Annotated in this window: 26 protein-coding genes; 15 read left to right on the top strand and 11 right to left on the bottom strand. The window is 66.4% G+C overall.

Going from position 1 to position 26916, the window contains the following annotated elements:
* The first annotated feature begins 73 nt into the window (after nt 1–73).
* Nucleotides 74–814 (top strand): flagellar brake protein, encoded by a 741-nt coding sequence (locus tag FFS62_RS10705; RefSeq protein ID WP_137972801.1) that lies wholly within the window; start codon nt 74–76, stop codon nt 812–814.
* Between the two features lie 47 nt (nt 815–861).
* On the opposite strand, the gene FFS62_RS10700 is transcribed toward FFS62_RS10705, so the two are convergent.
* The 3 genes from FFS62_RS10700 to FFS62_RS10690 all read right to left on the bottom strand — a co-directional run bounded on the left by FFS62_RS10700 (nt 862) and on the right by FFS62_RS10690 (nt 3701).
* Nucleotides 862–2103: a glutamine synthetase family protein gene (locus FFS62_RS10700; protein WP_171016338.1), complete on the bottom strand. Its 1242-nt coding sequence runs from the start codon at nt 2101–2103 to the stop codon at nt 862–864.
* 177 nt (nt 2104–2280) lie between these two features.
* A complete protein-coding gene (locus tag FFS62_RS10695) occupies nt 2281–2517 on the bottom strand; it encodes a glutaredoxin family protein (protein ID WP_137972799.1) in 237 nt (78 codons plus the stop codon).
* A gap of 44 nt (nt 2518–2561) precedes the next feature.
* Complete coding sequence (locus FFS62_RS10690; protein ID WP_137972798.1) at nt 2562–3701, bottom strand: DUF5610 domain-containing protein; 1140 nt, start codon at nt 3699–3701, stop codon at nt 2562–2564.
* A 148-nt stretch (nt 3702–3849) separates the two neighbouring features.
* On the opposite strand from FFS62_RS10690, the gene FFS62_RS10685 reads away from it, so the two are divergent.
* Nucleotides 3850–5808, top strand: coding sequence for a monovalent cation:proton antiporter-2 (CPA2) family protein (locus FFS62_RS10685; protein ID WP_137972797.1), 1959 nt, complete (start codon nt 3850–3852; stop codon nt 5806–5808).
* Nucleotide 5809: 1 nt separating this feature from the next.
* Here FFS62_RS10685 and FFS62_RS10680 read toward each other — a convergent pair whose 3' ends face one another.
* Nucleotides 5810–6367 (bottom strand): TetR/AcrR family transcriptional regulator, encoded by a 558-nt coding sequence (locus tag FFS62_RS10680; protein ID WP_137972796.1) that lies wholly within the window; start codon nt 6365–6367, stop codon nt 5810–5812.
* 127 nt (nt 6368–6494) lie between these two features.
* Between FFS62_RS10680 and FFS62_RS10675 the strand changes: the two genes are divergently transcribed.
* From FFS62_RS10675 to FFS62_RS10665, 3 genes are all read left to right on the top strand, one after another.
* On the top strand, nt 6495–7091 hold the full coding sequence (locus tag FFS62_RS10675; RefSeq protein ID WP_137972795.1) for a glutathione S-transferase family protein: 597 nt from the start codon (nt 6495–6497) through the stop codon (nt 7089–7091).
* A 97-nt stretch (nt 7092–7188) separates the two neighbouring features.
* The gene (locus FFS62_RS10670) at nt 7189–8046 is read left to right on the top strand and encodes an MBL fold metallo-hydrolase (protein ID WP_137972794.1); all 858 of its coding nucleotides are present in this window, start codon (nt 7189–7191) and stop codon (nt 8044–8046) included.
* 107 nt (nt 8047–8153) lie between these two features.
* The gene (locus FFS62_RS10665; protein ID WP_137972793.1) at nt 8154–9425 is read left to right on the top strand and encodes an OprD family porin; all 1272 of its coding nucleotides are present in this window, start codon (nt 8154–8156) and stop codon (nt 9423–9425) included.
* A gap of 58 nt (nt 9426–9483) precedes the next feature.
* On the opposite strand, the gene FFS62_RS10660 is transcribed toward FFS62_RS10665, so the two are convergent.
* Nucleotides 9484–10692, bottom strand: a complete 1209-nt coding sequence (locus tag FFS62_RS10660; RefSeq protein ID WP_137972792.1) for an ammonium transporter — start codon at nt 10690–10692, stop codon at nt 9484–9486.
* Nucleotides 10693–10740: 48 nt separating this feature from the next.
* On the opposite strand from FFS62_RS10660, the gene FFS62_RS10655 reads away from it, so the two are divergent.
* The 4 genes from FFS62_RS10655 to FFS62_RS10640 all read left to right on the top strand — a co-directional run bounded on the left by FFS62_RS10655 (nt 10741) and on the right by FFS62_RS10640 (nt 12159).
* Nucleotides 10741–10980 (top strand): hypothetical protein, encoded by a 240-nt coding sequence (locus FFS62_RS10655; RefSeq protein ID WP_137972791.1) that lies wholly within the window; start codon nt 10741–10743, stop codon nt 10978–10980.
* 62 nt (nt 10981–11042) lie between these two features.
* Complete coding sequence (locus tag FFS62_RS10650; protein WP_137972790.1) at nt 11043–11441, top strand: YqjD family protein; 399 nt, start codon at nt 11043–11045, stop codon at nt 11439–11441.
* Nucleotides 11442–11464: 23 nt separating this feature from the next.
* A complete protein-coding gene (locus tag FFS62_RS10645; RefSeq protein ID WP_137973404.1) occupies nt 11465–11845 on the top strand; it encodes a phage holin family protein in 381 nt (126 codons plus the stop codon).
* Nucleotides 11842–12159: a hypothetical protein gene (locus FFS62_RS10640; RefSeq protein ID WP_137972789.1), complete on the top strand. Its 318-nt coding sequence runs from the start codon at nt 11842–11844 to the stop codon at nt 12157–12159. The genes FFS62_RS10645 and FFS62_RS10640 overlap by 4 nt, the downstream gene beginning before the upstream one ends.
* A gap of 31 nt (nt 12160–12190) precedes the next feature.
* On the opposite strand, the gene FFS62_RS10635 is transcribed toward FFS62_RS10640, so the two are convergent.
* Complete coding sequence (locus FFS62_RS10635; protein WP_171016306.1) at nt 12191–13228, bottom strand: GGDEF domain-containing protein; 1038 nt, start codon at nt 13226–13228, stop codon at nt 12191–12193.
* 255 nt (nt 13229–13483) lie between these two features.
* On the opposite strand from FFS62_RS10635, the gene FFS62_RS10630 reads away from it, so the two are divergent.
* Genes FFS62_RS10630 through FFS62_RS10620 form a run of 3 tightly spaced genes read left to right on the top strand, consistent with a single transcriptional unit; the run spans nt 13484 to nt 18877 of the window.
* Nucleotides 13484–14815, top strand: coding sequence for a deoxyguanosinetriphosphate triphosphohydrolase (locus FFS62_RS10630; protein WP_137972787.1), 1332 nt, complete (start codon nt 13484–13486; stop codon nt 14813–14815).
* Nucleotides 14816–14819: 4 nt separating this feature from the next.
* Entirely contained in the window at nt 14820–15869 is a 1050-nt protein-coding gene (locus FFS62_RS10625; protein WP_137972786.1) for an FUSC family protein, read from the top strand.
* A 53-nt stretch (nt 15870–15922) separates the two neighbouring features.
* On the top strand, nt 15923–18877 hold the full coding sequence (locus FFS62_RS10620; protein WP_137972785.1) for an HD domain-containing phosphohydrolase: 2955 nt from the start codon (nt 15923–15925) through the stop codon (nt 18875–18877).
* 58 nt (nt 18878–18935) lie between these two features.
* Here the strand turns inward: FFS62_RS10620 and FFS62_RS10615 are convergent, their stop codons facing one another.
* Nucleotides 18936–19277 carry a YggL family protein gene (locus FFS62_RS10615; RefSeq protein ID WP_137972784.1) on the bottom strand — a complete coding sequence of 114 codons (342 nt, stop codon included), beginning with the start codon at nt 19275–19277 and terminating at the stop codon, nt 18936–18938.
* A gap of 196 nt (nt 19278–19473) precedes the next feature.
* Between FFS62_RS10615 and dacB the strand changes: the two genes are divergently transcribed.
* Nucleotides 19474–20907 (top strand): D-alanyl-D-alanine carboxypeptidase/D-alanyl-D-alanine-endopeptidase, encoded by a 1434-nt coding sequence (gene dacB / locus FFS62_RS10610; RefSeq protein ID WP_137972783.1) that lies wholly within the window; start codon nt 19474–19476, stop codon nt 20905–20907.
* A gap of 54 nt (nt 20908–20961) precedes the next feature.
* Here dacB and rlmKL read toward each other — a convergent pair whose 3' ends face one another.
* Complete coding sequence (rlmKL, locus tag FFS62_RS10605; protein WP_137972782.1) at nt 20962–23154, bottom strand: bifunctional 23S rRNA (guanine(2069)-N(7))-methyltransferase RlmK/23S rRNA (guanine(2445)-N(2))-methyltransferase RlmL; 2193 nt, start codon at nt 23152–23154, stop codon at nt 20962–20964.
* A gap of 405 nt (nt 23155–23559) precedes the next feature.
* Here rlmKL and rmf point away from each other — a divergent pair, with 405 nt between their 5' ends.
* The gene (rmf, locus tag FFS62_RS10600) at nt 23560–23775 is read left to right on the top strand and encodes a ribosome modulation factor (protein WP_043216230.1); all 216 of its coding nucleotides are present in this window, start codon (nt 23560–23562) and stop codon (nt 23773–23775) included.
* Between the two features lie 87 nt (nt 23776–23862).
* Here the strand turns inward: rmf and FFS62_RS10595 are convergent, their stop codons facing one another.
* Together FFS62_RS10595 and FFS62_RS10590 are read right to left on the bottom strand one after the other, a co-directional pair.
* A complete protein-coding gene (locus tag FFS62_RS10595; RefSeq protein WP_137972781.1) occupies nt 23863–24888 on the bottom strand; it encodes a quinone-dependent dihydroorotate dehydrogenase in 1026 nt (341 codons plus the stop codon).
* Nucleotides 24889–24997: 109 nt separating this feature from the next.
* The gene (locus FFS62_RS10590; protein WP_137972780.1) at nt 24998–25219 is read right to left on the bottom strand and encodes a DUF2835 domain-containing protein; all 222 of its coding nucleotides are present in this window, start codon (nt 25217–25219) and stop codon (nt 24998–25000) included.
* Nucleotides 25220–25368: 149 nt separating this feature from the next.
* On the opposite strand from FFS62_RS10590, the gene FFS62_RS10585 reads away from it, so the two are divergent.
* Nucleotides 25369–26262: a DUF6685 family protein gene (locus FFS62_RS10585; RefSeq protein WP_137972779.1), complete on the top strand. Its 894-nt coding sequence runs from the start codon at nt 25369–25371 to the stop codon at nt 26260–26262.
* A 65-nt stretch (nt 26263–26327) separates the two neighbouring features.
* On the opposite strand, the gene FFS62_RS10580 is transcribed toward FFS62_RS10585, so the two are convergent.
* The gene (locus FFS62_RS10580) at nt 26328–26684 is read right to left on the bottom strand and encodes a ribonuclease E inhibitor RraB (protein WP_137972778.1); all 357 of its coding nucleotides are present in this window, start codon (nt 26682–26684) and stop codon (nt 26328–26330) included.
* Between the last annotated feature and the right edge of the window lie 232 nt (nt 26685–26916).

Raw genomic sequence — 26916 nt, 5'->3', positions numbered from 1 at the left:
TAACAACAAGCACAGGGACATACCGGCAATATGCCAGTATGCTAGTGCGGTAGTACCTGGAGATACCCGGATCGTGCCCAACCCATTCCTTGAGGACGATGGCCCACAGCCACCCAAGGTGCTGACCGCACCCTTGGAGATCTTTGCCAACCTGCGTTTGCTGCAGCAGAGCCATGATCCCCTCATTGTCATGTTCAAGGACCGCAACCTGCGGTTCCAGAGCTACCTGATCGAGATCGACCGTGATCGCGGCGTCATTGCTCTCGACGAAATGATTCCCAGCGATGGCGAGCGTTTCATGCAGAACGGCGAACCGTTCCGTGTGGAAGGCTTTCACGATGGCGTGCGCATCGCCTGGGAGTGCGAAGACCCGGTGCAGATCGGCGAACTGGACGGCTCGCGCTGCTACTGGAGCTACATCCCGGAGCGGGTGACCTATCACCAGCGCCGCAATGCCTTCCGCGCGGCGCTCGGCCAGGGCCAGTTGGTCAACATCGAGCTGTCCGGCAGCAAGCTCAATCCTGGCGTCAAGGGCCAGATGCTGGATATCTCCGCCACCGGTTGCCGTCTGCGCTTCGCCGGCGACATCACCAGCCGTCTGCAACCCGGTCAGGTCTACGAGCGCTTCACCGCCATGCTGCCGATCGGCTCCATGACCACCGCTGGCGAACTGCGCCATGTGCACTATGCGGAGAAGGTCAACATGACCTTCGTCGGCCTGCGTTTCCACCGCATGAGCGGCCTGGAGCAGCGCCAGGTGGAGCGCTTCGTCTATCAGCTACAGCGCGAGGCGCGCCGTGTCGAGCAGGAATAAGCACTGCCGGTGCAACCAGAGGCCGCCCACGGGCGGCCTCTGGCGTTTCAGGCCTGGGCTCCGAGTACCCGCCGCTCCCAGGGCGTGATCTCGTCCAGGTAGCTCATCAGCTCCATACCCTTGCTAGCGCAATAGCCGCCGACGAACTCGTCACCGAACCACTGCCGAGCCAGCGCACTGTCCTGCAGCCGCTGAAGCGCCGCATGCATGGTGCACGGCAGGCTGAGCGCGGGCGGTACCTCGAACTCGCCCTGGATCGGCGCGCTTGGCTCCAGCTGTTGTTGCACACCATGCAGGCCGGCGGCCAGGCTGGCGGCGATGGCAAGGTAAGGATTGGCATCGGCCCCGGGCAGACGGTTCTCCACCCGCCGCGCTGCAGCCCCACTGGCCGGGATGCGCAACCCGGCGGCGCGGTTGTCGTGCGACCAGCAGGCGTTGTTCGGTGAGGCGTAGGGGTGGCACAGACGCTGGTAGGAGTTCACATGCGGCGCGAACAGCAGGGTGAAGTCGGCCAACGCGGCCTGCTGCCCGCCGATGAAGTGGAAGAAGGCCGGTGTCGCCGTGCCATCCTCGGCACTGAAGATATTGCGCCCGCTACCCTGCTCCACCACGCTCTGGTGAATGTGCATGGAGCTGCCCGGTGTGTGCGGCAGCGGCTTGGCCATGCACACCACCGCCAGACCGTGTTTGAGCCCGATCTCGCGCAGCAGATGCTTGAACAGGAAGGTCTGGTCGGCCACCTGCAGCGGGTCGCCATGCAGCAGATTGATCTCGAACTGGCTGACGCCCATCTCGTGCATGAAGGTGTCACGCGGCAGGCCGAGCGCCTCCATGCAGCGATAGACCTCCTCGAAGAATGGCCGCAGGCCGTTGCCAGACGACACGCTGAACGCCGAGCAACCGCTCTCGCGACTGCCGTCCAGGCCCAGCGGCGGCTGGAAGGGTCGATTGGCATCGAGATGTCGCTCGAAAACGAAGAATTCCAGCTCGGTGGCCACCACCGGCTGCCAACCACGCTCGGCATAGCCAGCCACCACCTTCTTCAGCAGGCCGCGGGTGGACAGCCCGGAGCTGCGCCCGTCTAATTCATCGGCATCGCAGACGGCCATGGCACGCGGCGACTCGCTCCAGGGCAGGCGGAATACCCGCTCAGGGGTGGTACTGAGCACCAGATCGCCATCGTCACTGCCGTAGAAACGCGCCGGCGGATAACCGCCCATGATGCACTGCAGCAGCACACCCCGCGCCAGCTGCAAGCGGCGGCCTTCGAGAAAGCCTTCCGCAGTCATCACCTTGCCCCGCGGCACCCCGTTGAGGTCGGCGGTGACACATTCGATCTCGGTTATCCCGGACAAGCGCTCTGCGAGCGCACTACGGCCGTCGGTGCTCATGACTGCAATCCCTGTGGTTGATCCGTACAAAATACGCATCAGCCGTTCAAGATATCAAGCAGTCAAAAGGAGAGTTCAGCGCAGGAAGGCTACAACCTGATCGGCGTCGAAGGGCCAGTCGAGCTCGGCGCCGCTGTCATTGCGGCGCAGCACCGGAATGCGCAGGCCGTATTGCTCGACCCAGTCCTCGCGCTCGGCGATGTCCACCAGTTCGACCAGCAGACCATGTTCGACGAAGGGCATCAGCAACGCCTCGGCCACCTCGCAGAGGTGGCAGCCGAGGGTGCCGAAGAGTTGGCATTCAGGGGGCATCGCGGGCGTCTCCGACTCAATCAGAGACGCAGTCTAGCACCCGCTCAGGCCTCCTCGGCCGGCGGGTTCTGCAGCATGCCCTGCAGACCGTCGAGCAGGCGGCCGTTGAGCTCCTTGGCCTTCTCCAGCAACGATCCGTCGAAACGCTCGTCGAGGCTGAAGCCGCCGTCCAGCAGCTGCTCCAGGGTGCCCTTCGCGTCTTCCGACACCTTGTCGGCGGTGCGCAGCGCATCGAGCAGGCCGCGGGCGTAGTCGATCAGGTCGTCGTTCACCGCGCTGGCGGCCTGACCACCCTGCTGGGCCACAGCGCCATAGGCATCGGTGGCCTGGCGCACGCTGGTCTGGGTCAGTTGCAGCGACATCGAGGCCAGTTGCGAGCCATCCATGTTCAGCTGCATGGCGCGGTCGAAGGCGCCAGCCAGATTGCCCGAATAGAAGTCGCTGGAGATGTCCTGCACCTGCTTGAACAGGCCTTCCAGGGCGGCGCGCTCTTCCTCGTCCAGCTCGCCTTCCACCTGTACCTGCCAGCCGCCGATCTGCATGCTGCCGGAGCTGCTGGCGCTGGCCACAGAACCGTTGCCGTTGCTGGCGGCGGCCGCACTGCTCTGCGACCAGGCGGCGGAGGCGCTGGCGATGGAGATATTCAGGCGGTCGCCATCGCGGGTGGTGACCTGCATATCGAAGGTCTCGGCCTGGGCGGCGAAACGCTCGCTGCGCGCGGCTACGGCGACGGTGTTGCCGCCACCGCTGGCGGGAGTCTTGGCGCCGTAGTCGGATTCGAGACCTTTCAGGCCGTTCTGAATCTTGTCGTAGGTGGCATTGATGTCTTCCGCCACCTTGCCCTTGAGCACGCCCATGCCGTCGAGGATTTTGCGTGCCTCCTCGAAGCCCTTCTCCACGCCCTCGCGGGCCTGGGCCAGCAGGCCTTCCAGCTTGGAGGTGTCGGCACCCGCTGCGGCCTCGCTCTTCAGGCGCTGCTCGATGAAGCCGAGCACGCGGTCGGCGACCTTGTCGGGCGTGAAGTCCTCGCGCTTGCCGTCCAGTGCGCCAGGCTCCAGACCCAGGCGATTGGCCAGGCGGTTGGCCAGAGTACCCTGTGCATCCACATGGCCGCGCGGGTTGGCCAGAGTGTTGATGCCGGTGGGGCGGGACTGCGACGGGGAAAGGGAAGCCAGAGTATTCATGATGAAGTACCAAGCAGGGTGAACTGCCTCTTTGACGGCAGGCCCGCCGGAAAATTGAGGCAAAACCGACCAATGGCCTGCTTGACCGAGAGCATGGACGCCCCGCTGCCGCTTCGGCATGCTCGCAGGCATCCGAAGGAGAATCGCCTTGTTCGCCGACCTGCTGATCATCCTGGCCTGCTCGCTGCTGGTCATCGCCCTGTTCCGTCGTCTGCGCCTGCCGCCGGTGCTCGGCTACCTCTGCGTCGGCCTGCTGGTGGGGCCGGCCGCGCTGGACTGGATAGGCTCGGCCCGTGACCTGCCGCGGCTGGCCGAGCTGGGCGTGGTGTTCCTGTTGTTCAGCCTGGGCCTGGAGTTCTCCCTGCCGCGCATGCTGGCGCTGCGGCGTACCGTATTCGGCCTGGGCAGCCTGCAGGTCGCCCTGTGCGGCTCGGTCCTGGGCGTCCTGCTCTATCTGGGCGGCGTGGCGCCAACCAGCGCCGCGGTACTCGGCCTGGGGCTGGCGCTCTCCTCCACCGCCATAGTCGGCAAGGAGCTGGTCAGCCTTGGCGAGGTATTCAGCGGCCATGGCCAGAACGCCATGGGCGTGCTGCTGTTCCAGGACCTGGTGGCAGTGCTGCTGCTGACCCTGGTGCCGGCCATTGCCGGCCACGGCGGCGAGCCGTGGTACCTGGCCATCCCGCTAACGCTGGGCAAGACCGTACTGCTGTTCCTCGGCCTGCTGCTGGCCAGCCGCTGGCTGCTGCCCAAGCTATTCCACGAGGTGGCGCAGGCCCATTCCGCCGAGCTGTTCGTCATGCTCGCCCTGGTCATCGTCCTGCTCACCGCCTGGCTTACCCACATGCTCGGCCTGTCCATGGCCCTGGGCGCCTTCCTCGCCGGCATGCTGCTGGGCGAGAGCCACTACCGCCACCAGGTCGAGGCAGATATCCGGCCATTCCGCGACATCCTCCTCGGCCTGTTCTTCGTCTGCGTGGGCATGCTGATCGACCTCAAGCTGTTCGCCGAGCAGGGCTGGGCCATCCTCGGCGCCACCCTGCTGCTGCTCGCGCTCAAGGGCGGTCTGGTGGCCGTGCTGGTCAAGGTCCGCGGCGAGAGCGGCGAGACGGCCTGGCGCAGCGGCCTGGCTCTGGCCCAGGCCGGCGAATTCTTCTTCGCCCTGGTGGCGCTGATGCGCCAGCAGCAGATGCTGGAAGCACCGCTGGCCGGGCTGCTGCTGGCCGCCGCATTCTGCTCCATGGCCCTCACGCCGCTATTGCTGCGCGCCGCGCCGCAGCTGGCCGCGCGCCTGCGCCGCACACCGGGACGCGAGAGCCATCTGGAGGAAATCGCCAGCCACAGTGCGGAGCTGCAGGGCCATGCGGTGATCTGCGGCTACGGCCGGGTCGGCCAGTCCATCGGGCGCTTCCTGCAGCGTGAAGGCCAGGTCTTCGTTGCCCTCGACGACGACCCGGTGCGGGTCGAGGAAGCCAGCGCCGGCGAGAGCAACGTGCACTACGGCGACTCGCGCCGGCGCGACCTGCTGGAGGCCGTCGGCATTTCCCGCGCGCGCCTGCTGGTGGTGGCGGTGGACAAGACCGACGTGGCCCTGGCCATCGTCGAGCAGGTGCGCCTGCACTGCGCCGATCTACCGATCCTGGTACGCACCCGCGACGACAGCCGCCTCGCCGAGCTGCAGGCGGCCGGCGCCAGCGAGGTGGTGCCGGAGGTGCTGGAATCCAGCCTGATGCTGGCCTCCCACGCCCTGGTGATGCTCGGCATTCCCCAGCAGCGGGTGCAACAGCACCTGGACGAGGTACGCGGCAATCGCTATCGCCTGCTGCACGGTTTCTATCACGGCGCTCAGGCCAACCTGGTGGACGCCCAGGGCCAACCGCGGGTGCTGCTGCATGCGGTGAACCTGCCGCAGAACGCCCATGCCTGTGGGCGCTGCCCGACCGATATGCAGCTGGAAGCGCTGGGGCTGGAAGTGCAGGCGGTGCGCCGCGATGGCGTGGACCTGCCGATGGAGCAGCGGCCGCAGTTGCGTGAGGGCGACACCGTGTTGCTGTCCGGCCCGCTTCAGGCCATCGAAGCCGGCGAGGCGCGTCTGCTCGGCGGCGACTGAGTCAGACGCCGGCAGCGCCCAGCAGGATCTCCGCCGCCGCCTTGGCCTGCCGCGCCTGGTCGCCCGGGCCCTGCACGTGGGCCATGCTCAGCGCGCCTTCCAGCAGGAACTGCAACTGCCCGGCTAGCTGCTCCGCCTGACGCACCTGCAGTGCCTCAAGCAACTCGCGGAAATGTCCACCGAAAGCCGCCTTGAACCCCGCCGCCTGACGATGGATGGGGTGCTCGCGGTCATGAAATTCCGCCGCCGCATGAATGAAGCTGCAGCCGCAGAAATCGTGTTGGTTGATCCACGCATGCAGGCCGTCGAAGGTCAGCAGCAGAGCCTCGCGCGGCGGCTTGGCGGCGCGCAGCTGGGCCAGGTTGCCGAGCGTTTCGCGTTCGCGCTCCTCGAGCACGGCGAGGATCAGCTCGTCCTTGGAGCGGAAGTGCTTGTACAGGGTCATCTTGGCCACCCCGGACTCGGCCAGGATGCGGTCGACCCCCGTGGCGTGGTAGCCCTCGCGGGCGAACAGGCCCTGGGCGGTGCTGATCAGTTGTTCGCGTTTGCTCGATGCCATCTGGCCCTCCAAGTGGCGGACATTATGCGGGCGGCAATGACCGTCGCTCCAGTTCGGAAAATCTCGCTTGAAATATACAGACCTGTCTGTCTAATATCGAGTCATATTCACTCGCGAGACTCACCCCATGCAGCTCCATGACTTCCGCCTCTCCGGCAACTGCTACAAGGTCCGCCTGTTCCTCGCCCTACTCGGCCGCGAGGTCGAGCTGCAGCAGACCGACCTGCTCGGCGGCGCCCATAAGCGCCCGGAGTTCCTCGCCGTCAACCCGCGCGGCCAGGTGCCGGTACTGGTCGACGAAGGCCAGGCGATCTATGACTCCCAGGCCATCCTGGTGTACCTGGCCAAGCGCTATGCCGATGCCAGCTGGTATCCGCAGGACGCCCTGAGCCAGGCGCGCATCGCCAGTTGGCTGAGCTTCGCCGCCAACGAAGTGGCCAAGGGCCCGGGGCAGGCCCGCCTGCATGGGCTGTTCCGCATGCCCGGCGACCTGCAGCAGGCCCAGCAGCGCGCCGTGCAGGTGCTGGAGCTGGTGGATGCGCATCTGGCCCTGCACAGCTGGCTGGCACAGGGCGAGGCGCCGAGCATCGCCGACCTCGCCGTCTACCCTTACATCGCCCTGGCCGGTGATGGCGGCATCGACCTCACCCCCTACGCCCACCTCGCCGCCTGGTTCGCGCGCATCCGCGCCCTGCCCGGCTATATCGGCATGCCCGGCCTCTGAGGGCTTCCGCGACCCTATGCCGCCGCCCCCGGCCGCGAGCGTCTGCCGTTGGCTTGCGGCGCCGCCGTATCCCATCCGCCCGTTGAAGGAAACTGACATGCGCTCCCTGCTCTTCGCTCTGCTGCTGGTCATCGCCGGCACCAGCCAGGCCGCCGGCCTGCGCTTCGCTCTGGTCAAGACCGCCGAGACCGAGACCCGCGACGCCTTCACCGTCGAGGGTGGCGCCTGGACCGAGAAAGCCATAGCCAACCACGTCGCCGTGCTGATCGAACATCACGCCGCCACCCTGCTGCTCGACACCTCCCTGGGGCGCCAGGTGGACCGGCAGTTCGAATCGGAAATGCCCTGGTACGACAAGCCGCTGCTGCGCTACGGCCAGGTCACTCCGGTGCGTGACCAGCTGGACCGTGCCGGCATCCGCGTCGACCGTATCCTGCTCACCCACAGCCACTGGGACCACGCCTCGGGCCTGGCCGACTTCCCGGAAGTGCCGGTGTGGGCGCCCTACGAAGAGATCGAGTTCAGCCGCATCGCCACGCCGCCGGCCGTGCTGCCCAGCCAGTTCGCCCATGCCATTCGCTGGGTGCCGTTCCAGTACGCCGAGCAGCCGTTCATGGGTTTTCCACGCAGCCACGACATGTTCGGCGACGGCAGCCTGGTACTGGTGCCGCTGGAAGGCCACACGCCCGGTTCGGTCGGTCTGTTCCTCACTCTCGACGATGGCCGCCGCTTCTTCTTCACCGGTGACACCAGTTGGCGCCTGGAAGGCTTCACCGGGCCGAAGGAGAAGTTCTGGATCAGCAAGCGCATGGTCGACAACGATCCGGAAAGCACCCGCCAGCAGCTGGAAAAAGTCCACCAGTTGCTGCTGGAGCAACCGCAATTGACGGTAATTCCGGCCCACGACGAAACGGTGCAGCGCAAGCTCGGCTACTACCCGCACTGGATCGAGTGAGGCCTCGACCAAGGTCTAGAAGCCGCCGCCACGGCAAAGTGGTTTATTTCCCTCGCTGCAACCGGACCGGACAACCGGGCCGCCACCACCAGCCGAGGACAATAACAATGAGCAAGTCCCTCCTTGCCCGCGGCGTGGCCCTGGCCGCGCTGGGCACCAGCCTCACCTTGCCGACCATCAGCCAGGCCGCCTTCCTCGAAGACGGCAAGGCCAGCGTGGAGCTGCGCAACTTCTACATGAACCGCGACTTCCGCCAGGAAGGCGCCGCCCAGTCCAAGGCCGAGGAATGGGCCCAAGGCTTCCTGCTGCGCTACGAGTCCGGCTACACCGAGGGCACCGTCGGCTTCGGCGTCGACGCCATCGGCACCCTGGGCCTGAAGCTCGACTCCAGCGCCGACGAGAGCGGCACCGGCCTGCTGCAGCGCGACCGCGAGACCGGCCGCGCCCAGGATGACTACGGCGACCTGGGTGTCACCGCCAAGGTCAAAGTCTCCAACAGCGTGCTCAAGGCCGGCACCCTGATGCCCAAGCTGCCGGTGGTTCAGGCCAACGACTCGCGCCTGCTGCCGCAGAGTTTCCAGGGCGGCTGGATCAACTCCCAGGAGATCGCCGGCCTGACCCTCGATGCCGGCCAGCTGAGCCGGGTCAACCAGCGCGACTCGTCCGACCACGAGACCATGACCCTGACCAACAGCAGCCCGGCGGCCCGCGGCTTCACCGGCCTCGGCGGGGTCGACAGCGACGAGTTCAACTTCGCCGGCGCCAGCTACAAGTGGAACGACCAGCTGACCACGGCCTACCACTACGGCGCGCTGGACAACTTCTACAAGCAGTACATCCTCAGCGCAGTGCATGTTCTGCCGCTGGGTGACCAGCAGAGCCTGAAGAGCGACCTGCGCTTCGCCCGCTCCACCGACGATGGCGACACCAACGTCGACAACAAGGCCTTCGGCGCCATGTTCACCTACGCCCTGGGCGGCCATGCCTTCGGCCTGGGCTACCAGAAGATGAGCGGCGACACCGGCTACGCCTATATCGGCGGCACCGACCCGTTCCTGGTCAACTACGTGCAGATCGGCGACTTCGCCTTCAAGGACGAGCAGTCCTGGCAGGCCCGCTACGATTACAACTTCGCCGCCCTTGGCATTCCTGGCCTGACCTTCATGACCCGCTACCTGAGCGGCGACAACGTCGACCGCGGCGCTGGCCTGTCCGAGGGCAAGGAGTGGGAGCGCAACACCGACATCGCCTACGTGTTCCAGGAGGGCCCGCTGAAGAACTTCGGCATCAAGTGGCGCAACGCCACGACCCGCTCCAACTTCGGCAACGACCTGGACGAGAACCGCCTGATCCTCAGCTACAGCCTGTCGCTCTGGTAAATCCTGCGGCAACGAAAAAGCCCGCCGATCGGCGGGCTTTTTTCTATCCAGCGCGGACTCAGTCCTGGCTGTTGGCGCCGATCTTGTGGATCGACAGGTCGGCACCGTAGTACTCCTGCTCCTGGCTCAGGCGGATGCCGGTCAGAGCCTTGAGCAGGCCGTAGACCAGGAAGCCGCCGACCAGCGCCACCAGCACGCCCAGCGCGGTGCCAATCAGCTGGCTGACCAGGCTGACGCCGCCGATGCCGCCCAGGTAGCTCTGGCCGAAGATGCCGCAGGCGATGCCACCCCACACGCCGCACAGGCCATGCAGCGGCCACACGCCGAGCACGTCGTCGATCTTCCATTTCACCTGGGTCGCGGTGAACGCCCAGACGAACAGCGCGCCGGCGATGCCGCCGGTGACCAGGGCACCGACCGGGTGCATCAGGTCGGAGCCGGCGCACACCGCCACCAGGCCGGCCAGCGGGCCGTTGTGCAGGAAGCCCGGGTCGTTGCGGCCGACCAGCAGTGCGGCGACAGTGCCGCCGACCATGGCCATCAGCGAGTTGACCGCCACCAGGCCGCTGATGCTGCCGAGGGTCTGGGCGCTCATCACGTTGAAGCCGAACCAGCCGATGATCAGGATCCACGAACCCAGGGCGAGGAACGGGATGTTCGATGGCGCGAAGGCCACCAGGCGACCCTCGCGATAGCGACCGTCGCGGCGACCGAGCAGGATCACCGCGCCGAAGGCCAGCCAGCCGCCTACCGCGTGCACCACCACCGAACCGGCGAAGTCATGGAAGGCGGCGCCGAAGCGCTCGGTCAGCCAGGCCTGCAGGCCGAAGTTGCCGTTCCAGATCAGGCCCTCGAAGAACGGATAGACGAAAGCGACGATCAGCAGCGTGGCGCACAGCTGTGGGCCGAACTTGGCGCGCTCGGCGATACCGCCGGAAATGATCGCCGGGATGGCGGCGGCGAAGGTCAGCAGGAAGAAGAACTTCACCAGCGCATAACCGCTACCTGCGGTCAGCTCGCTGGCCGGCGCGAAGAAGGTCACGCCATAAGCCACCCAGTAGCCGACGAAGAAGTAGGCCAGGGCCGAAACGGCGAAGTCGGAGAGGATCTTCGACAGGGCGTTGACCTGGTTCTTGTGGCGTACCGTACCCACTTCGAGGAAGGCGAAGCCGGCGTGCATGGCCAGGACCATGATCGCGCCGAGCAGGATGAACAGGGTGTTGGAGCCGTGAATCAGGGTTTCCACGGCGCTGTTTAGGTTTTCCATCGAATGGTTTCCCCGGTCGAATAAGCACCAAAAACGATCTCGATCCCGATGCAGCGCACCAAACACGAGCAACTGCTCGTCATGCACCGCTGTCGCCGCGCTCCGAATCGGAGCAGAAGCCTTGGTGAAAAATCACCATTGCGATTTTTCACCTTTATTTTCAGCGACATACCGAAAGAGACAACAGATCCACCGTGGACCATGCGCGCCACCAAGGGGCACGCCCGAAACACGGCGCACCATGGCGAGGCAAAAGATGTGCCAGACGAGGGCACGAATAAAGCCTGAACCTGGCCGGCCCGGCCCTGCTCGAACCTGAAGAGTCCCAACCACGACCACAGGAGAGCGCCATGCCTACCACCCCGAACTCCGACCTGTCCGGCTTCGAAACCACCGGCACCACCACCAGCACCACTCCGAACATCGACAAGGACGCCCACCGTCGCAATCTGCGTGATGCGCAGAACGCGCTGTCCTCCGAGTTCCAGGCTCTGATCAGCGACACCGAGAACCTGCTGCGGCAGACCTCGGACGTGGCTGGCGTGCAGGTCCAGGAATTACGTGCACGTATCAGCGGTAACCTCGGCCGGGCCAAGGACATCCTCAAGGACACCGAGCACACCCTCGAGCAACAAGGCCGTCTGGCGGTGGCGAAGACCGAGGAATACGTCCAGCAGCACCCCTGGCAAACCCTCGGCGTCGCCGCTGGCGTGGGCTTCCTGCTCGGCCTGCTGGCCGGGCGCCGCTAAACCGGAGGCCGAGCATGGATGACATGCAGTCGCAGGCGGCCAGCGAGCCGCCCAAGCCTTCCCTGAAGAAGCTGGGAGGCGCCCTGGTCGGCCTGCTGCAGGGCCATCTGGAGTTGCTCGGCATCGAGTTTCAGGAGGAGAAGTCGCGCTCGTTCCGGCTGTTCATCTTCTCCGGCCTGAGCCTGATCTTCGGCATGCTGGTCCTGCTCGGACTGTCGACCGTGGTGCTGATCGCCTTCTGGGACACCTATCGCCTGCCCGCCGCCATCGGCCTGTGCCTGGTGTTTGCCGCGGGCATGCTGCTGTGCCTGTTCAAGGCCAAGCACCTGGCACGCGACGGCGAGTCGCCGTTCCGCGCCACGGTCACCGAACTGGCCCGCAACAAGGAGCGCTTATTGCCATGAGCGAAACACTGTCCAGCGCGGCCCGCCGCGACATGCGCAAGGAGCTGGTCCGCCTGCGCATGGAGATGCACCGCCAGCAGCTGCGCTACCACGTGCAGCCACTGACCCATCCCCTGCAGCAGCTAAGCCAGATGCGTCATGGCGAGCAGGCCAATGTGAAGACCCCGTTGATGGTCGCTGCCGGCGTGCTGCTGACCCTGTTCGGCGGGCGCCTCGGCACCTTCGGCAAGCTGGCCCGCGTCGGTCTGATGCTCTATCCGGTGGTGCGTGGCGTGCAGGCCGCCAAGCGGCCGAGCATCGAGCCGCATTACTAGGCTGTTGGCGCTCCTACCGGCTGATCAAGTCTCAGATCAGGATCGGCCGGTGGAACGGCGCCAGCTCCGTACGATTGCGCCCGTTCTGCTTGGCCCGGTACAGCGCCTTGTCGGCGCGCTCGATCAGCGCCGGCACCGTTTCCTGCAGGTAGTACTGGGCCACGCCGATCGAGGCGGTCACACGCACGTTGGCCGGCACGCCTTCGAAGCTGGCCTCGGCCAGTGCATCCTGGATGCGCTTGATGCAGTGCTGGGCCATTTCCAGCGAGGTCTGCGGCAGGAACAGGAGGAACTCCTCACCGCCGTAGCGGGCGAAGAAGTCAGTGCTGCGCAGCAAGGGCTGCACGGTATTGGCGAAGGTCTTGAGCACCTCGTCGCCGACCGGGTGACCATAGGTGTCGTTGATCCGCTTGAAGTAGTCGAGGTCGAGTATGCACACGCAGAAGCCGGCGCCTCCCCGGTCGGTGCGGTTCTTCTCGTGGTGCAGCATCTCCAGCAGGTAGCGCCGGTTGTATACCCCGGTCAGCTCGTCATGGGTAGCCAGCTCGGTGACCTGCTGCAGCACTTCCTGCAGCTGGGCGTTGCTGGCCATCAGCTTCTTGCGCAGGTCGCTGATATTGCCGCCAAGGATGGAAATGAACGGCAGGAAGGCGGAGAAGCTGCACCACAGCACCATCTCCACCGCCAGATCGAAGCGCTCGCCGTCGATGCGCTGGATCAGCGGCAGGGTCAGGCCGTAGGCGACTATGGTCAGCAGGCTCAGCACCAGGAGCTGCCGGGTATGCAGCTTGAAGCAGCCGAACATCATGATGATCACCAGCACCACCAGATAGGCGCCGCGCGCCTCGCCTGCATAGCTCTGGGTGAATAGCACCATGGCGACCGCTGCAGCCATCTGCGCCATGGTCAGGCTCGGGTCGCGAAAACGCAGGTTGAGGCCGAAGTGGAACAGCAGGAAGAAGCCGAGGTTGGTGGCCACCGCGACGGCGGCCCAGACTGCCATGACCCAGCCGGGAGAAATCCCGTTGTACAGGGAAACGCCCTGGGGCACGCTGGCCAAGACATACATCGCCACACTCATAAGGAAACGACGGAGGCGCAGCTGCTGCTGCGAATCCTTGGGTAAGGCAGCTTCTGAAATCACGCGCTGATTCTCTTGTTGTTATGGTCGGTACGCGATGGCAAGACAATATCATTGTGATCACAAAGCCGGCACGCGCCACCCGTCGCCTGCCCGGCGGACCTGGCGCTGCAGTGCACGACACTTGCAGGCAGTGCGGCGAACGTCGAAGCTAGCGGCAGGATCATCTGACGAGTACAGCCCTTGGATTGGCAAACCCTGCTCACTCGCGAACGCCTCGGCAAACCCGTCTACAGCTCCGACGAGCTGGGTCGCAGCCCGTTCCACAAGGATCACGACCGCATCATCTTCTCCGGCGCCTTCCGCCGCCTGGGGCGCAAGACCCAGGTCCACCCGGTCTCCAGCAACGATCACATCCACACCCGCCTGACCCACTCGTTGGAAGTCGGCTGCGTCGGCCGCTCGCTGGGCATGCGCGTCGGCGAGATGCTGCGCGATGCGCTGCCGAACTGGTGCGAACCGAGCGACCTCGGCGTGATCGTGCAGTCCGCCTGCCTGGCCCACGACATCGGCAACCCGCCGTTCGGCCACTCTGGCGAGGACGCCATCCGCCACTGGTTCCAGCAGGCCAACGGGCGTGGCTGGCTGGATGACATGAGCGACGCCGAGCGCGGCGACTTCCTCAGTTTCGAAGGCAACGCCCAGGGCTTTCGCGTACTCACCCAGCTGGAATACCACCAGTTCGACGGCGGCATGCGCCTGACCTACGCGACCCTCGGCACCTACCTGAAATACCCCTGGACCGCCCGCCACGCCGAGGCCGTGGGCTACAAGAAGCACAAGTTCGGCTGCTACCAGAACGAGCTGCCGCGCCTGGAGCAGATCGCCGCCAAACTCGGTCTGCCGCAGCTCGACGAGCAGCGCTGGGCACGCCACCCGCTGGTCTACCTGATGGAGGCGGCCGACGACATCTGCTACGCGCTGATCGACCTGGAAGACGGCGTGGAGATGGAGCTGCTCGACTATGCCGAGGTCGAGGCGCTGCTGTTCGATCTGGTCGGCGACGACCTGCCGGAAACCTACCGTCAGCTCGGCGCCAGCGACTCGCGCCGGCGCAAGCTGGCGATCCTGCGTGGCAAGGCCATCGAACACCTGACCAACGCCGCCGCGCGGGCCTTCGTCGAGCAGCAGCCAGCCCTGCTCGCCGGCACCCTGGAAGGCGACCTGGTGGAGCATATGCACGGCCCGGCCAAGCGCTGCGTGCTGCGCGCCAAGGGCATGGCGCGGGAGAAGATCTTCCAGGACAAGCGCAAGACCCTGCACGAGATCGGCGCCTACACCACCCTGGAAATCCTGCTCAACGCCTTCTGTGGCGCGGCCCTGGAACAGCACAGCGGCCGCGGCCTGTCGTTCAAGAACCGGCGCATCCTCGACCTGCTGGCGCACTACGCGCCGGAGCCGGGCTGGCCGCTGTACCTGTCGTTCCTGCGCATGATCGACTTCATCGCCGGGATGACCGACAGCTACGCCACCGAAATGGCCCGGGAGATGACCGGGCGCTCCAGCCCGGTGTGACGCAATGAAGGCACTGCTCAAGCAGGCGATCAGCTGGCACGCGGGCCCTCCGGCCTGGGGCCCGGCGGTGGTTGCTTGCCTGGGTTGCGCCCTGCCCCTGGTGCTCGGCCTGTTCAGCGGTCATCCAGGCTTTCTCTGGGCCTCGGCCGGCGCCTTCCAGGCCGCTCAGGCCAACCCGCTACACCGCTTCGGCATGCTGCGCCTGCTGCTGCTCACCCTGCTCGGCGCCTGTAGCGCCGGCCTGGGCTTCTGGTCGGCCAGCCACCCGCTGCTCAGCCTGTGCCTGTTCGGCGCCTACGGTTTCCTGCTGGCTTGGTTGCAACGCTTCGGCACCGAGGCCGGCAAGCTGGGCATCGGCCTGGCCGTGTGCCTGTGTCTCGGCCAGGGTCAGTTCGGCCTGGGCAACCTGAAGAACGCCGACGCGGTGGGCGCGCTGTTCGTCCTCGGCGGGCTCTGGGTCGCCCTGCTCGCCTTCGGCCTGCGCGGCCTGCATGGCTTGCGCATGTGGCCGTACATGCCGCGCTTCATGGCCATCCTCAAGGTGCTCAAGCGCCACGCCAAGCGCCTGCCGGAACAGCGCTGGCGCCTGCATGCCCTGGGTTGCACCCTGGGTTGCGCGGCGGCCGGCCTGATCGTCCAGCTGGCCGGGCTGCAGCGCGGCTATTGGCTGACCCTGGCGCTGATCGCCACCCTGCAGCTGGAGATCCGCGGCAGTCTGGTGCGTGCCCTGCAGCTGAGCATGGCCAGCCTGTGCGCCGCAGCGCTGCTGATCTACTTCGGCCACAGCCTGCAGAGCCCGCCGCTGATGGTGGCCTTCATCCTGCCGCTGATCGCCCTCAGCCGCGCCTTCCAGGCCCATCACTACGGCCTGTTCGTGCTGCAGGTGACGATCAGCTTCGTGCTGCTGGCCGAGAGCCTGTCGCATGACTGGCACCTGGCCCAGGTGCGCCTGTTCAACAGCCTGATCGGCGTGGTGCTGGCCATCCTGGTGGCCCTGCTGATGCACGGTCTGGCACAGTGGCTGAGCAGAGATCGAACGGATTCGCAGAGCTAACGAAGCGGCTATGCTTCTGGCCTGACCTGAGATGTTGTCAAAGGAGTGAGACAATGCAGGGCAAGACTCGAAACAAAGAACGCCGCTTTCCACTCCACGTCCATATCAGCGTGCTGTTCACCCTGCTGCTGCTCGGCAGCGGCGTGATCCTCGGCCTGTTCAACTACTACCAGACCACCCAGGTCATCCTCTCCAGCAGCAAACAGCTGTTCGCCCAGATGCGCGAGGAGGTGGAAGCCGACCTGCAGTACACCTACCAGCCGATCCGTCACCTGCTCGGCCTGCTCGCCCTCAACGAGCGCAACCTGTCGCGCGACAGCTACCAGCGCATGAACCTGCTGCCGGTCTTCGCCCAGGCCCTGCGCGACAACCCCAAGCTGGCCTCGCTCTACCTGGGCTACGAGGACGGCGACTTCTTCATGGTGCGGCCGCTGCGCGACGAGCGGCTCAAGCAGATCTTCGACGCCCCGGCCAACGCGGCCTTCCAGGTCTGGACCATCGACCGCACCGGCGAGGCGCGGCCGATCTCCGAGTCGCAGTTCTTCGACGCCGAACTCAACTGGATCAGCCGCCGGCAGAACCTCAGCGAGAAGTACGACCCGCGCACCCGCCCCTGGTACCAGAGCGCCCGCGAGCGCGGCGAACTGATCACCACCGAGCCCTATGCCTTCTTCTCCACCAAGGACGTCGGCACCACCCTCGCCCGCACCAGCAGCGGCGACACGGTGCTCGGCGCCGATCTGACCCTGGCCGACCTCTCCGCCACCCTGGCCCGGCACAAGGTCACGCCCTCCACCGAGGTGGTGCTGTACCGCCCGGATGGCGCCGCGGTGGCCTACCCGGACATCGACAAGCTGGTGGTGAGCAACGGCACCACCCACCTGGCCCAGGTCGAGCGCCTCAGCCCGGCCCTCGGCGAGCTGTTCCAGCGCGGCCTGGAAAAGGACCGCGAAGGCGCCATGAAACTGGCTGGCAAGCGCTGGCAGGTGTCCTACAGCCAGCTCGACGAGGGCGGCCCCAACGGCCTGCGCCTGGCCCTGCTGGCGCCGGAGGAAGAATTGCTCGCCGACGCCTACCGCATCCGCTGGCAAGGCGCGGTGCTAACGCTGACCATCCTGCTGCTGTGCATCCCGCTGGGCTGGCTGATGTCGCGCCTGCTGGTCAAGCCGCTGCGCGCGCTGGTCGCCGAGGCCGAGGCGATCCGCAGCTTCAACTTCGCCCACCCGGCCAGCGGCCGCTCGCCGGTGCTGGAGATCGACCAACTGGCCGTGGCCATGGGCAAGATGAAGGACACCCTGTCCAGCTTCCTCGACATCACCGCCAGCCTGTCCGCCGAGACCCGCTTCGACGCGCTGCTGCGCCGCGTGCTGAAGGAGACGGTGGACCTCAGCGAGGCCAGCGCCGGCCTGCTCTACCTGCGTGACGGCAGCAGCGGCAAGCTGGAACCCCATGGCCTGTTCATCAACGACGAACAGCACAGCCTGGAACAGCACCGCATCCCCGAATACCCGGCCGGCGCCACCCACATCCCCAGCTGGATTCGCCAACCGGCCGAGGGCGGCGCCACCGCCGTGGCCTCGCTCGGTTTCGACCAGGCCGAAGGCTTCCAGAGCCTGCTGCACACCCTCGACAGTCCGCGCATCCACCTGGTCTGCACCGGCCTGCACAACCGCCAGGGCGAGACGGTCGGCGTGCTGATGCTGCTGCACCGCGATACCGGCGAGGAAGCCGAGCCGACCATGCTCAAGCCGCAACGCATCGCCTACGTCGAGGCGGTATCCGGCGTGGCCGCCCTGTGCATCGAGAGCCAGCGCCTGCTGGAGCAGCAGAAGCAGCTGCTCGACGCCTTCATCCAGCTGATCGCCGGCGCCATCGACGCCAAGAGCCCCTACACCGGCGGCCACTGCCAGCGCGTGCCGGAGCTGACCCTGATGCTCGCCCGCGCCGCCGCCGCCAGCGACGCCGAGCCGTTCGCCGGCTACCAGCCCAGCGACGAGGAATGGGAGGCCCTGCATATCGCCGCCTGGCTGCACGACTGCGGCAAGGTCACCACGCCGGAATACGTGGTGGACAAGGCGACCAAGCTGGAGACCATCTACGACCGCATCCACGAGGTACGCACCCGCTTCGAGGTGCTCAAGCGCGATGCCTGGATCGCCTACTGGGAAGGCGTGGCCAAGGGCGGCGCGGAGGCCGGCCTGGCCACCCTGCGCGACGAGACCCTGGCCGCACTGGATGACGAATTCGCCTTCATCGCCCGCTGCAACCTGGGCGGCGAAGCCATGGCCGATGCCGATCTGGAACGCCTGCGCAGCATCGGCGCGCGGACCTGGACGAGGACCCTGGACGACCGCATCGGCGTGTCCTGGGAAGAGAACCAGCGCCAGGCACGAACCCCTGCCCCCGTGCTGCCGGTGCAGGAGCCTCTGCTGGCGGACAAACCCGAGCACCTGCTGGAGCGCCCGGACAGCGAGCTGATCCCGGCGGACAACCCCTGGGGCTTCAAGCTCGACGTGCCGGCCTACAAACACAACCGCGGCGAGCTGTACAACTTAGGGATAGCCCGCGGCACCCTCACCGCCGAAGAGCGCTATCTGATCAACAACCACATGGTGCAGACCATCCGCATGCTCGATCACCTGCCGTTCCCCAGGCACCTGGCGAACGTCTCGGAGATCGCCGGCGGGCACCACGAGAAGATGGACGGCAGCGGCTACCCGAAACGCCTGAGGCGCGAGGAGATGAGCCTGCCGGCGCGGATGATGGCGATCGCCGACATCTTCGAGGCGCTCACCGCGGTGGATCGGCCGTACAAGAAGGGCAAGACCCTCACCGAGTCGCTCAACATCATGGCCGGCATGTGCCGCGGCGCCCACATCGACCCGGAGCTGTTCGGCCTGTTCGTGCGCAGCGGCATTCCGCTGGCGTACGCCGAGCGCTACCTGCGCCCCGAGCAGATCGACCCGGTGGACACCGCGGCGATCCTGGCCAAGGCCGGCCTGGGCTGAATCCCGACCACAAAAAAGCCCGGCACTGGCCGGGCTCTTTCATTCGCGTGGTGGCCGATCAGGCCTTGTTCACCGGGTTTTCCGGATACCACACGTCCATCAGCGGGCTGAGGCTGAATTCGCTCAGCTCTTTGCGGCCCTTCAGCCAGGCTTCCAGGGCAGCGCGCTGCTCCTCGTTGACCGAGCCACGCTTGGCCAGGCACACGAAGCCGTAGTCTTCACCGCCGACGTAGCCCAGGCCGTTGGCGTCGATGCCGTCGCGCAGGAACTCGTCAACGAACTTGTCGGCGCCTTCTTCGCTCAGGCCTTCGTTGAAGCCGAGGGTCAGCTCGCAGCCCAGTTCCTGGAATTCGTCGACGCACAGTTTCTTGCGCAGGCGGCGGGAACGGTTGGTGGCCATAAACACTCCTAGATACTCATTGATTGCAACGGGCGGCACTCTAGCAGGTTGCCGCGCGAGCTGCCCGCCCGTTCAGAAATAAAGCCCGCGCGATCGGCTGTTCGAGCCCCCAGGCCTGCATGCTTGGGGCATAATGCGCGGCAAAACAGCGGTATCCGCACCTCTTTTCGCCCTTTTTCTGCCTGGGCCCGTGCCAATGATCAGAACGTTCCGCAGTCTCGTCGTCGCTTCGCTCCTGCTTCCCGTCGCTCTTCCCCTCTCCGCCGCCCAGGTCAGCAGCACGCTGCCGGCCAAGGTCCAGCAGTCGCTCAAGGCCAACAAGCTGCAGGCCAGCAGCCTGTCGCTGGTGGCCCTGCCGCTGGATGGCAGCGGCGGCGGCATCATCCACAACGCCGATGTGTCGGTGAACCCGGCCTCGACCATGAAGCTGGTCACCACCTACGCCGCCCTGGAACTGCTCGGCCCCACCCACCAGTGGCGCACCGAGTTCTATGGCGACGGCCCGCTGAAAAACGGCGTGCTCAACGGCAACCTCTACCTCAAGGGTGGCGGCGACCCCAAGCTGAACATGGAGAAGCTCTGGCTGATGATGCGCGACCTGCGCGCCAACGGCGTGCAGCAGATCACCGGCGACCTGGTGCTGGACCGCGGACACTTCCACCATCCGCAACTGCCCAGCTTCAACGACGACGGTGGCGATCCCAACAAGCCGTTCCTGGTCGGCCCCGACTCGCTGCTGGTCAACCTCAAGGCCGTACGCATGATCGCCCGCACCAGTGGCGGCAAGGTCAGCGTGATGATGGAGCCACCACTGACCAACGTGCGCATCGACAACAAGGTCAAGGCCCTCGGCGGCGCCAAGTGCCCGGCCTGGCCGGACGTGCGCTACAACCCGGTGACCCAGTTCGACGGCACCACCCTGGTGGTGACCGGCAAGCTGGCCGAGGGCTGCAGCGCCCAGACCTACCTGGCCCTGCTCGACCACCCGGCCTACGCCGCCGGCGCCGTGCGCGCCATCTGGCAGGAGCTGGGCGGCAGCATCATCGGCAAGGACCGCGTCGGCGACGTGCCGAAGAACGCCAAGCTGCTGGCGCGCACCTTCTCGCCGGACCTCACCGAGATCATCCGCGACATCAACAAGTACAGTAACAACACCATGGCCCAGCAGCTGTTCCTCAGCCTGGGCCAGAACTTCCGCGACCGCGCCGATCCGGACGATGCCAAGGCCGCCCAGCGGGTGATCCGCAACTGGCTGGCGAAGAAGGGCATCACTGCGCCGCATCTGGTGATCGAGAACGGCTCCGGCCTGTCGCGCGCAGAAAGAGTCAGCGCCCGCGAGATGGCCGGCATGCTGCAGGCCGCCTGGCACAGCCCCTATGCGGCGGAGTTCATCGCCTCGATGCCGCTGGTGGGCATGGATGGCACCATGCGCAAGCGCCTCAAGCGCACCGGCATGGAAGGCCAGGGCCACATCAAGACCGGCACCCTGAACAACGTGCGAGCCATCGCCGGCTTCACCCGCACGGCCAAGGGCCAGAACTGGGTGGTGGTGGCGATCCTCAACGACCCGCGCCCCTGGGGCGCCTCGGCGATCCTCGATCAGGTGCTGCTGGACATCTACCGGCGCTGAGTGCGCCGCAACGAAAAAGCCCGCCATTCGGCGGGCTTTTTTATGGGCGCTGCATCAGGCCTTGGCGGTCAGGCGCCAGGCCCGGTGGATCTTCGCGTTACGGGCGAAGTCCTGGTCGACGGTCTGCGCGCTGATCTCCTCCACCGCGTAACGCTCGGCCAGGCTCTCATCGAGCTGGAACTTGCGGAAGTTGTTGGAGAAATACAGCACGCCGCCCCTGGCCAGGCGCGCCATGGCCAGGTCGAGCAGGTGCACGTGGTCGCGCTGCACGTCGAACACCCCTTCCATGCGCTTGGAATTGGAGAAGGTCGGCGGGTCGATGAAGATCAGCTCGTATTCGCCGCGATCGGCCTCCAGCCAGGCCATCACGTCGCCCTGCTCCAGGCGGTTCTTGTCGGAGAAGCCGTTGAGCGACAGGTTGCGCCGCGCCCAGTCCAGGTAGGTCTTCGACAGGTCGACGCTGGTGGTGCTGCGCGCACCGCCCTTGGCCGCGTGCACGGTCGCCGTGGCGGTGTAGCAGAACAGGTTGAGGAAGCGCTTGCCGGCCGCCTCCTGCTGGATGCGCAGGCGCAGCGGGCGGTGGTCGAGGAACAGGCCGGTATCCAGGTAGTCGGTCAGGTTGACCAGCAGGCGCACGCCGCCTTCGTTGACCTCCATGAACTGACCCTGGGTGGCCTGGCGCTCGTACTGCTTGGTGCCGGCCTGGCGCTCGCGGCGCTTGATCACCACCTTGTCCGGTGCCACGCCGAGGGCCACCGGGATCGCCGCCAGGGCGTCGAGCAGGCGCGCCTGGGCCTTGTCCGGATCGATGGAACGCGGCGGCGCGTATTCCTGCACATGCACCCAGTCGCGGTACAGGTCGATGGCCAGGGCGTACTCGGGCATGTCGGCGTCGTACAGGCGATAGCACTCGATGCCGGCCTTCTTCGCCCACTTGCCCAGGCTCTTGAGGTTCTTCTGCAGGCGGTTGGCGAACATCTGCCCACCCTCGGACAGGCGCGCCGGCTCGCTGGCCACCGGCGCCGCAGCGCCCTCCTCGCCAGGCTGGCGGCGCTCGCTGCGCTCACCGGTGACGAACTGCTGCGGCAGCACCTTGAACAGCAGCAGCTTGCACGGCAGCGCGCCGTTCCAGAAGGCGTACTGCTTGTGGCTGCGCAGACCCATGCGCTTGCCCAGCTCGGGCGCGCCGGTGAACACCGCCGCCTCCCAGTTCAGGCAGCTCTGGCGCAGACGCTCGCCGAGGTTCTGGTAGAGATACAGCAGGCTCGCCTCGTCGCCCAGACGCTCGCCATAGGGCGGGTTGCTGACGATCAGGCCGGTCTGGTTCTTGTCCGGGCGCGGCTCGAAGGTGGCCAGCTCGCCCTGGTACAGCTTGACCCACTCGCCGAGCCCGGCGCGCTCGATGTTGTTGCGTGCCGGCTGGATCAGCCGCGGATCGGCCTCGTAGCCGCGAATCCACAGCGGCGGCCTGGCCAGGCCGGCGGCGGCGCGCTGCTCGGCCTCAGCGTGCAGCTTCTTCCAGATTGCCGGCACATGGCCCAGCCAGTTGGAGAAGCCCCAGCGCTCACGCTTCAGGTTCGGCGCCATGTCGGCGGCCATCATCGCCGCCTCGACCAGGAAGGTGCCGACGCCACACATGGGGTCGGCCAGGGCGCCGCCCTCGGCGGCGATGCGCGGCCAGCCGGCGCGGATCAGGATGGCCGCGGCCAGGTTCTCCTTGAGCGGCGCGGCGCCCTGCTGCAGGCGATAGCCGCGCTGGTGCAGGCTATGCCCGGCCAGATCCAGCGACAGTACCGCCTCGCCCTTGTCCAGGCGCAGATGCACGCGCAGGTCCGGGTCGACCTTGTCGATCGACGGGCGGGTGCCGGCCGGGGTGCGCAGCTTGTCGACGATGGCGTCCTTGACCTTCAGCGCGCCGAAGTGGGTGTTGTCGATGCCGGCGCCATGGCCGCTGAACTCCACCGCCAGGGTACCGGCCGGGTCCAGGTGCTCGGCCCAGTCCACCGCCAGCACGCCCTGGTACAGCTCCTCGGCGTTCTGTACCGGGAAGCGGCGCAACACCAGCAGCACGCGGTTGGCCAGGCGCGACCAGAGGCACAGGCGATAACCCACCTCGATGGGCGCGAAGCCACGCACGGCGGCGGTCTGCTCACGCGCCTCCTCCAGGCCCAGGCCGCCGGTTTCTTCGAGCAGCAGGCCTTCCAGGCTCTTGGGGCAGGTGAGGATCAGTTCGTAGCGGTCAGACATGGGGCATCCAGTAATCGGGGTGGCCTGTGGGCCACCTTAGTGTGACGAGACGTCGCAGCGCGACCCTTCGTCGGAATAAACAGCGCTCGCAGACGAGAGCAGTTCGCAATGGCAAAGCGCCTGCGTAGAGAGCCGAGGTTCCCCAATGGCGCGGCCCTCAGCAGTGGGCCCCGCAAAAAAGGGTTGAACCTTATGGCTCCCCTCCCACTCACGTTACGTCCTTATGACAAAACGATCATTCACAGGGTGGAACGCATTCGATAGAAATCAACTCAGGCCGGCACCGCAATGGTGCTGGCAGGTGGCCCGCCACGCCGGCAGCGGGCCCTACTGGCAGAAGCATTTCTGCCCGGTCCCACCACGGGGCCAACGGGACATAACAGTCAACAGTGAGGGCAACACCCGATGAGAAGACTTAAGCGTGATCCGTTGGAACGAGCTTTCTTGCGCGGCTATCAGCACGGCATTCATGGTAAATCCCGCGATATGTGTCCTTTCACCCACCCTACTACCCGTCAAGCCTGGATCAACGGCTGGCGCGAGGGCCGCGGTGACAACTGGGACGGACTGACCGGCACCGCCGGCATCCACAGACTCAACGAACTCCACGCCGTCGGCTGAATCAGGATCACCCCGACTTCACCAGACCGTCCCATCCGGGCGGTGGGCGAGAGCCCAAGGGCCCCTCCGGGGCCCTTTTTTATGACTTCAGTTCCTGGGCAGCGCGGCGATGGCATCCACCGCCTCGCGAATCAGCGCCGGCCCCTTGTAGATGAACCCGGAATAGATCTGCACCAGGCTGGCCCCGGCGGCGATCTTCTCCGCCGCATGCGCGCCCTCGGTGATGCCGCCCACGGCGATGATCGGCAGACGGCCCTTCAGCTCGCCGGCCAGCACGCGCACGGTATGAGTGCTCTTGTCGCGCACCGGCGCGCCGGACAGGCCACCGGCCTCGTTACCGAACGGCAGATTCTCCACGCCCTCACGCCCCAGCGTGGTGTTGGTAGCGATCACCGCGTCCATGCCGGTTTCCACCAGGGCCTGGGCCACCTGCACGGTTTCCTCGTCGCTCATGTCCGGGGCGATCTTGATCGCCAGCGGCACGCGCTTGCCGTGCTGCACGGCCAGGTCTTCCTGGCGCAGGCGCAGGGCTTCGAGCAGCTGCTTGAGCTGGTCACCGAACTGCAGGCTGCGCAGGCCCGGGGTGTTGGGCGAGCTGACGTTGACGGTGACGTAGCTGGCGTGGGCGTAGACCTTGTCCAGGCCGATCAGGTAGTCATCCACCGCGCGCTCGACCGGGGTATCGAAGTTCTTGCCGATATTGATGCCCAGCACGCCCTTGTACTTGGCCGCAGCGACCCGGGCAAGCAGGTGATCGACGCCATGGTTGTTGAAGCCCATGCGATTGATGATCGCGGTGGCTTCCGGCAGGCGGAACAGGCGCGGCTTGGGGTTGCCCGGCTGCGGGCGCGGGGTCACGGTGCCGATCTCGACGAAACCGAAGCCGAGCTGGGCGAAGCCGTCGATGGCGTCACCGTTCTTGTCCAGGCCGGCGGCCAGGCCCACGGGGTTGGGGAACTGCAGCCCCATCACGCTTACCGGCAGGTTGCTCGGCGCCTTGCACACCAGGCCGTTGAGGCCCAGACGGCCACCGGCACCGATCAGGTCGATGGACAGTTCGTGAGAAGTTTCGGGGGCAAGACGGAACAGCAGCGCGCGGGCCAGGTCGTACATGGGCGGATCGGCTCGGAGTAAGGGGTGGCAGTGGGAAACAGAGCGCGATTATAGCCGCCGGCACTAGCCTCAGGCGAGGCAAGGGAGTAATAAGGAGACCGTTCGAGTGTTATTGCAGTTGACGCAGGCCCAGCAGTTCCCCGGCCGCGCTGAATTCCAGCTCGAACACGCCGTGAATACCGTCATGGCGCAGGAATGGACGCAGGTGATGCGCCGGCAAGCTGACCTTGCGGCCATCGCGGCTATAGAGCAGAACCCGATTGGCACGCCCCTGGTACACGGCCAGGAAGCGTTCCGCAGGCAAAGCGATATCCAGCACCAGGCTGGGCATGGAGGCATCCTCGAAATGATCGGCACCATTCTGCCACAGGCAGCAGCCCAATCAGGGCCCCTGATCATGGGCCCGACGCATCGGCATAGTGCACCGCGTCGGCGGCTCTGCCACACTGGCACCGTAGTGCCAGGAGTACCCTTCGGGTCATGAGTCTGTCCGAATCCCCCACCAGCATCGCCTCGCGCCTGTCCGCCCTGGCCCAGCGCCTCGGCCTCAGCGGCCGTGTGCCACGCCTGGTGTTCGAGCGTGCGCGCAGCCTGCGCCTGCCGTTCAAGGCGTTGCCGGTGCCGGTGCCGAGCGTCTGGTGGCAGGCCGGCCCGCCGCTGCATCGCCTGGTGGATCTGCCGCGCGACGCCCTCTCCGGACCGGTACAGGAAGACAAGGCGGCCGCCCGCGCCGTGCTGATGGGCGTGGTGGAACGCCAGCTGGAGCACCTCGACGACTTCGACCTGCGCGTGATCGACGGCCTGTGCAGCCCACCACCGAGCCTGGACAACGCACTGACCAGTTTCGAAGAGCTGGCCTCCTGCCCCCTGGGGCGTTGCGCTCGCATCATCAGCTACAAGGATTTCCTCAAGACCATTAGCCATGCCATGCCGCGCTTCCTCGCCGCCGAGGCGGTGGAGCTGCGCCAGGCCAGCTGGTATGGCGAGCGCATGTTCTGGGCCGGCGAGCAGCATGGCGAGGAATTCGCCTGCGCCATCGCCTACGCCCGCCTGCGCGGCCTGGAAGTCACCCTGCCGGCCGAACTGACCCGCTATCGCCTGAGCGCCAGCGGCCTGGCCGAACTGCGCCGGCTGTACCACATGACCGCCATGCCGGTGCAGGCCTGGAGCGAGCCGAGCTTCATGAGCCTGCTGCTGGACAACGGCCTGCCCTATGCGCGCCTGTCGCTGCTGCGCTACCCGGGCGCCCCGGAGTTCCTCCTGCTGCCCAAGGAATCGCCGGAGGCCAATGCCCTGGGCGAAGGTCTGCGCCTGGCCGGCGCCCCGGACGTAATCGGCTACCTCGAGGCGCTGCAACAGCGCACCGCGGCCTGACTCGTTAGAAAGATAGAGAAGACAGGTACCGACCAACCCAGCGGGTTGGCCGGCATTCACAGCGCTCAGAGCCGACTGGCGACCTGAGCGTCGAGACGGACTTCCTGGGTCACGCCCCAGCCGTCCAGCACGCCGCCGAGCGGCACTACCAGAGCCTCCAGATCCTGCTCGAAATCGCCGATACCGGCGTGGGTGGCATACATCACCTTGCTCACCTGCAGGTGCCAGGCGCCATCCTCGCGGATGCTCACCTGCGCGTTCATCGACTCGCCGCGAAACTGCCTGGCCGCCTCTCTGGCCCGATCCTCATTCGGGAAGATGGCGTAGAACTCGATGGGATGGACACGGGCGAAATCGAAACCGCCCTCTTTCATGCGGCGCAGAACGTTAGTGCTGACATCATCTTGGAAGGCTGTGCTCATAAACGACCTCCTCTCAGGCGATGGATCGACCGCAGCCGCCAAGGATTTGGCGGCCATGCGGCACCGCGCGGTGCCGCCCGAGAATCAGGCAGTGACTGCCTGATCTGTCATGCGCGAGCCAGAAGCCCGCGGACGGTTGGCCAGACGAATACTGACCGGTGCCGTCGTTTTGTCAGGGTAGCGTCTAGCCGGGCACCTTGCCGCCCCTCTGACCGTTGACCCGAGCTTCGGC

Source organism: Pseudomonas sp. F(2018) (genome assembly GCF_005508865.1).
GTDB lineage: Bacteria > Pseudomonadota > Gammaproteobacteria > Pseudomonadales > Pseudomonadaceae > Aquipseudomonas.
This window is presented reverse-complemented; position numbering and strand designations above follow the sequence as displayed.

What these genes read in the sequence shown, in the direction of transcription:
- FFS62_RS10655 (WP_137972791.1), top strand. Translation starts at nt 10,741, where the DNA reads ATGCAGCGCACCAAACACGAGCAACTGCTCGTCATGCACCGCTGTCGC.
- FFS62_RS10660 (WP_137972792.1), bottom strand. Translation starts at nt 10,692, where the DNA reads ATGGAAAACCTAAACAGCGCCGTGGAAACCCTGATTCACGGCTCCAAC.
- rmf (WP_043216230.1), top strand. Translation starts at nt 23,560, where the DNA reads ATGAGAAGACTTAAGCGTGATCCGTTGGAACGAGCTTTCTTGCGCGGC.
- FFS62_RS10695 (WP_137972799.1), bottom strand. Translation starts at nt 2,517, where the DNA reads ATGCCCCCTGAATGCCAACTCTTCGGCACCCTCGGCTGCCACCTCTGC.
- FFS62_RS10680 (WP_137972796.1), bottom strand. Translation starts at nt 6,367, where the DNA reads ATGGCATCGAGCAAACGCGAACAACTGATCAGCACCGCCCAGGGCCTG.
- FFS62_RS10665 (WP_137972793.1), top strand. Translation starts at nt 8,154, where the DNA reads ATGAGCAAGTCCCTCCTTGCCCGCGGCGTGGCCCTGGCCGCGCTGGGC.
- dacB (WP_137972783.1), top strand. Translation starts at nt 19,474, where the DNA reads ATGATCAGAACGTTCCGCAGTCTCGTCGTCGCTTCGCTCCTGCTTCCC.
- rlmKL (WP_137972782.1), bottom strand. Translation starts at nt 23,154, where the DNA reads ATGTCTGACCGCTACGAACTGATCCTCACCTGCCCCAAGAGCCTGGAA.
- FFS62_RS10580 (WP_137972778.1), bottom strand. Translation starts at nt 26,684, where the DNA reads ATGAGCACAGCCTTCCAAGATGATGTCAGCACTAACGTTCTGCGCCGC.
- FFS62_RS10615 (WP_137972784.1), bottom strand. Translation starts at nt 19,277, where the DNA reads ATGGCCACCAACCGTTCCCGCCGCCTGCGCAAGAAACTGTGCGTCGAC.
- FFS62_RS10640 (WP_137972789.1), top strand. Translation starts at nt 11,842, where the DNA reads ATGAGCGAAACACTGTCCAGCGCGGCCCGCCGCGACATGCGCAAGGAG.
- FFS62_RS10650 (WP_137972790.1), top strand. Translation starts at nt 11,043, where the DNA reads ATGCCTACCACCCCGAACTCCGACCTGTCCGGCTTCGAAACCACCGGC.
- FFS62_RS10690 (WP_137972798.1), bottom strand. Translation starts at nt 3,701, where the DNA reads ATGAATACTCTGGCTTCCCTTTCCCCGTCGCAGTCCCGCCCCACCGGC.
- FFS62_RS10675 (WP_137972795.1), top strand. Translation starts at nt 6,495, where the DNA reads ATGCAGCTCCATGACTTCCGCCTCTCCGGCAACTGCTACAAGGTCCGC.
- FFS62_RS10620 (WP_137972785.1), top strand. Translation starts at nt 15,923, where the DNA reads ATGCAGGGCAAGACTCGAAACAAAGAACGCCGCTTTCCACTCCACGTC.
- FFS62_RS10590 (WP_137972780.1), bottom strand. Translation starts at nt 25,219, where the DNA reads ATGCCCAGCCTGGTGCTGGATATCGCTTTGCCTGCGGAACGCTTCCTG.
- FFS62_RS10700 (WP_171016338.1), bottom strand. Translation starts at nt 2,103, where the DNA reads ATGACTGCGGAAGGCTTTCTCGAAGGCCGCCGCTTGCAGCTGGCGCGG.
- FFS62_RS10670 (WP_137972794.1), top strand. Translation starts at nt 7,189, where the DNA reads ATGCGCTCCCTGCTCTTCGCTCTGCTGCTGGTCATCGCCGGCACCAGC.
- FFS62_RS10635 (WP_171016306.1), bottom strand. Translation starts at nt 13,228, where the DNA reads ATGTATGTCTTGGCCAGCGTGCCCCAGGGCGTTTCCCTGTACAACGGG.
- FFS62_RS10585 (WP_137972779.1), top strand. Translation starts at nt 25,369, where the DNA reads ATGAGTCTGTCCGAATCCCCCACCAGCATCGCCTCGCGCCTGTCCGCC.
- FFS62_RS10625 (WP_137972786.1), top strand. Translation starts at nt 14,820, where the DNA reads ATGAAGGCACTGCTCAAGCAGGCGATCAGCTGGCACGCGGGCCCTCCG.
- FFS62_RS10595 (WP_137972781.1), bottom strand. Translation starts at nt 24,888, where the DNA reads ATGTACGACCTGGCCCGCGCGCTGCTGTTCCGTCTTGCCCCCGAAACT.
- FFS62_RS10645 (WP_137973404.1), top strand. Translation starts at nt 11,465, where the DNA reads ATGCAGTCGCAGGCGGCCAGCGAGCCGCCCAAGCCTTCCCTGAAGAAG.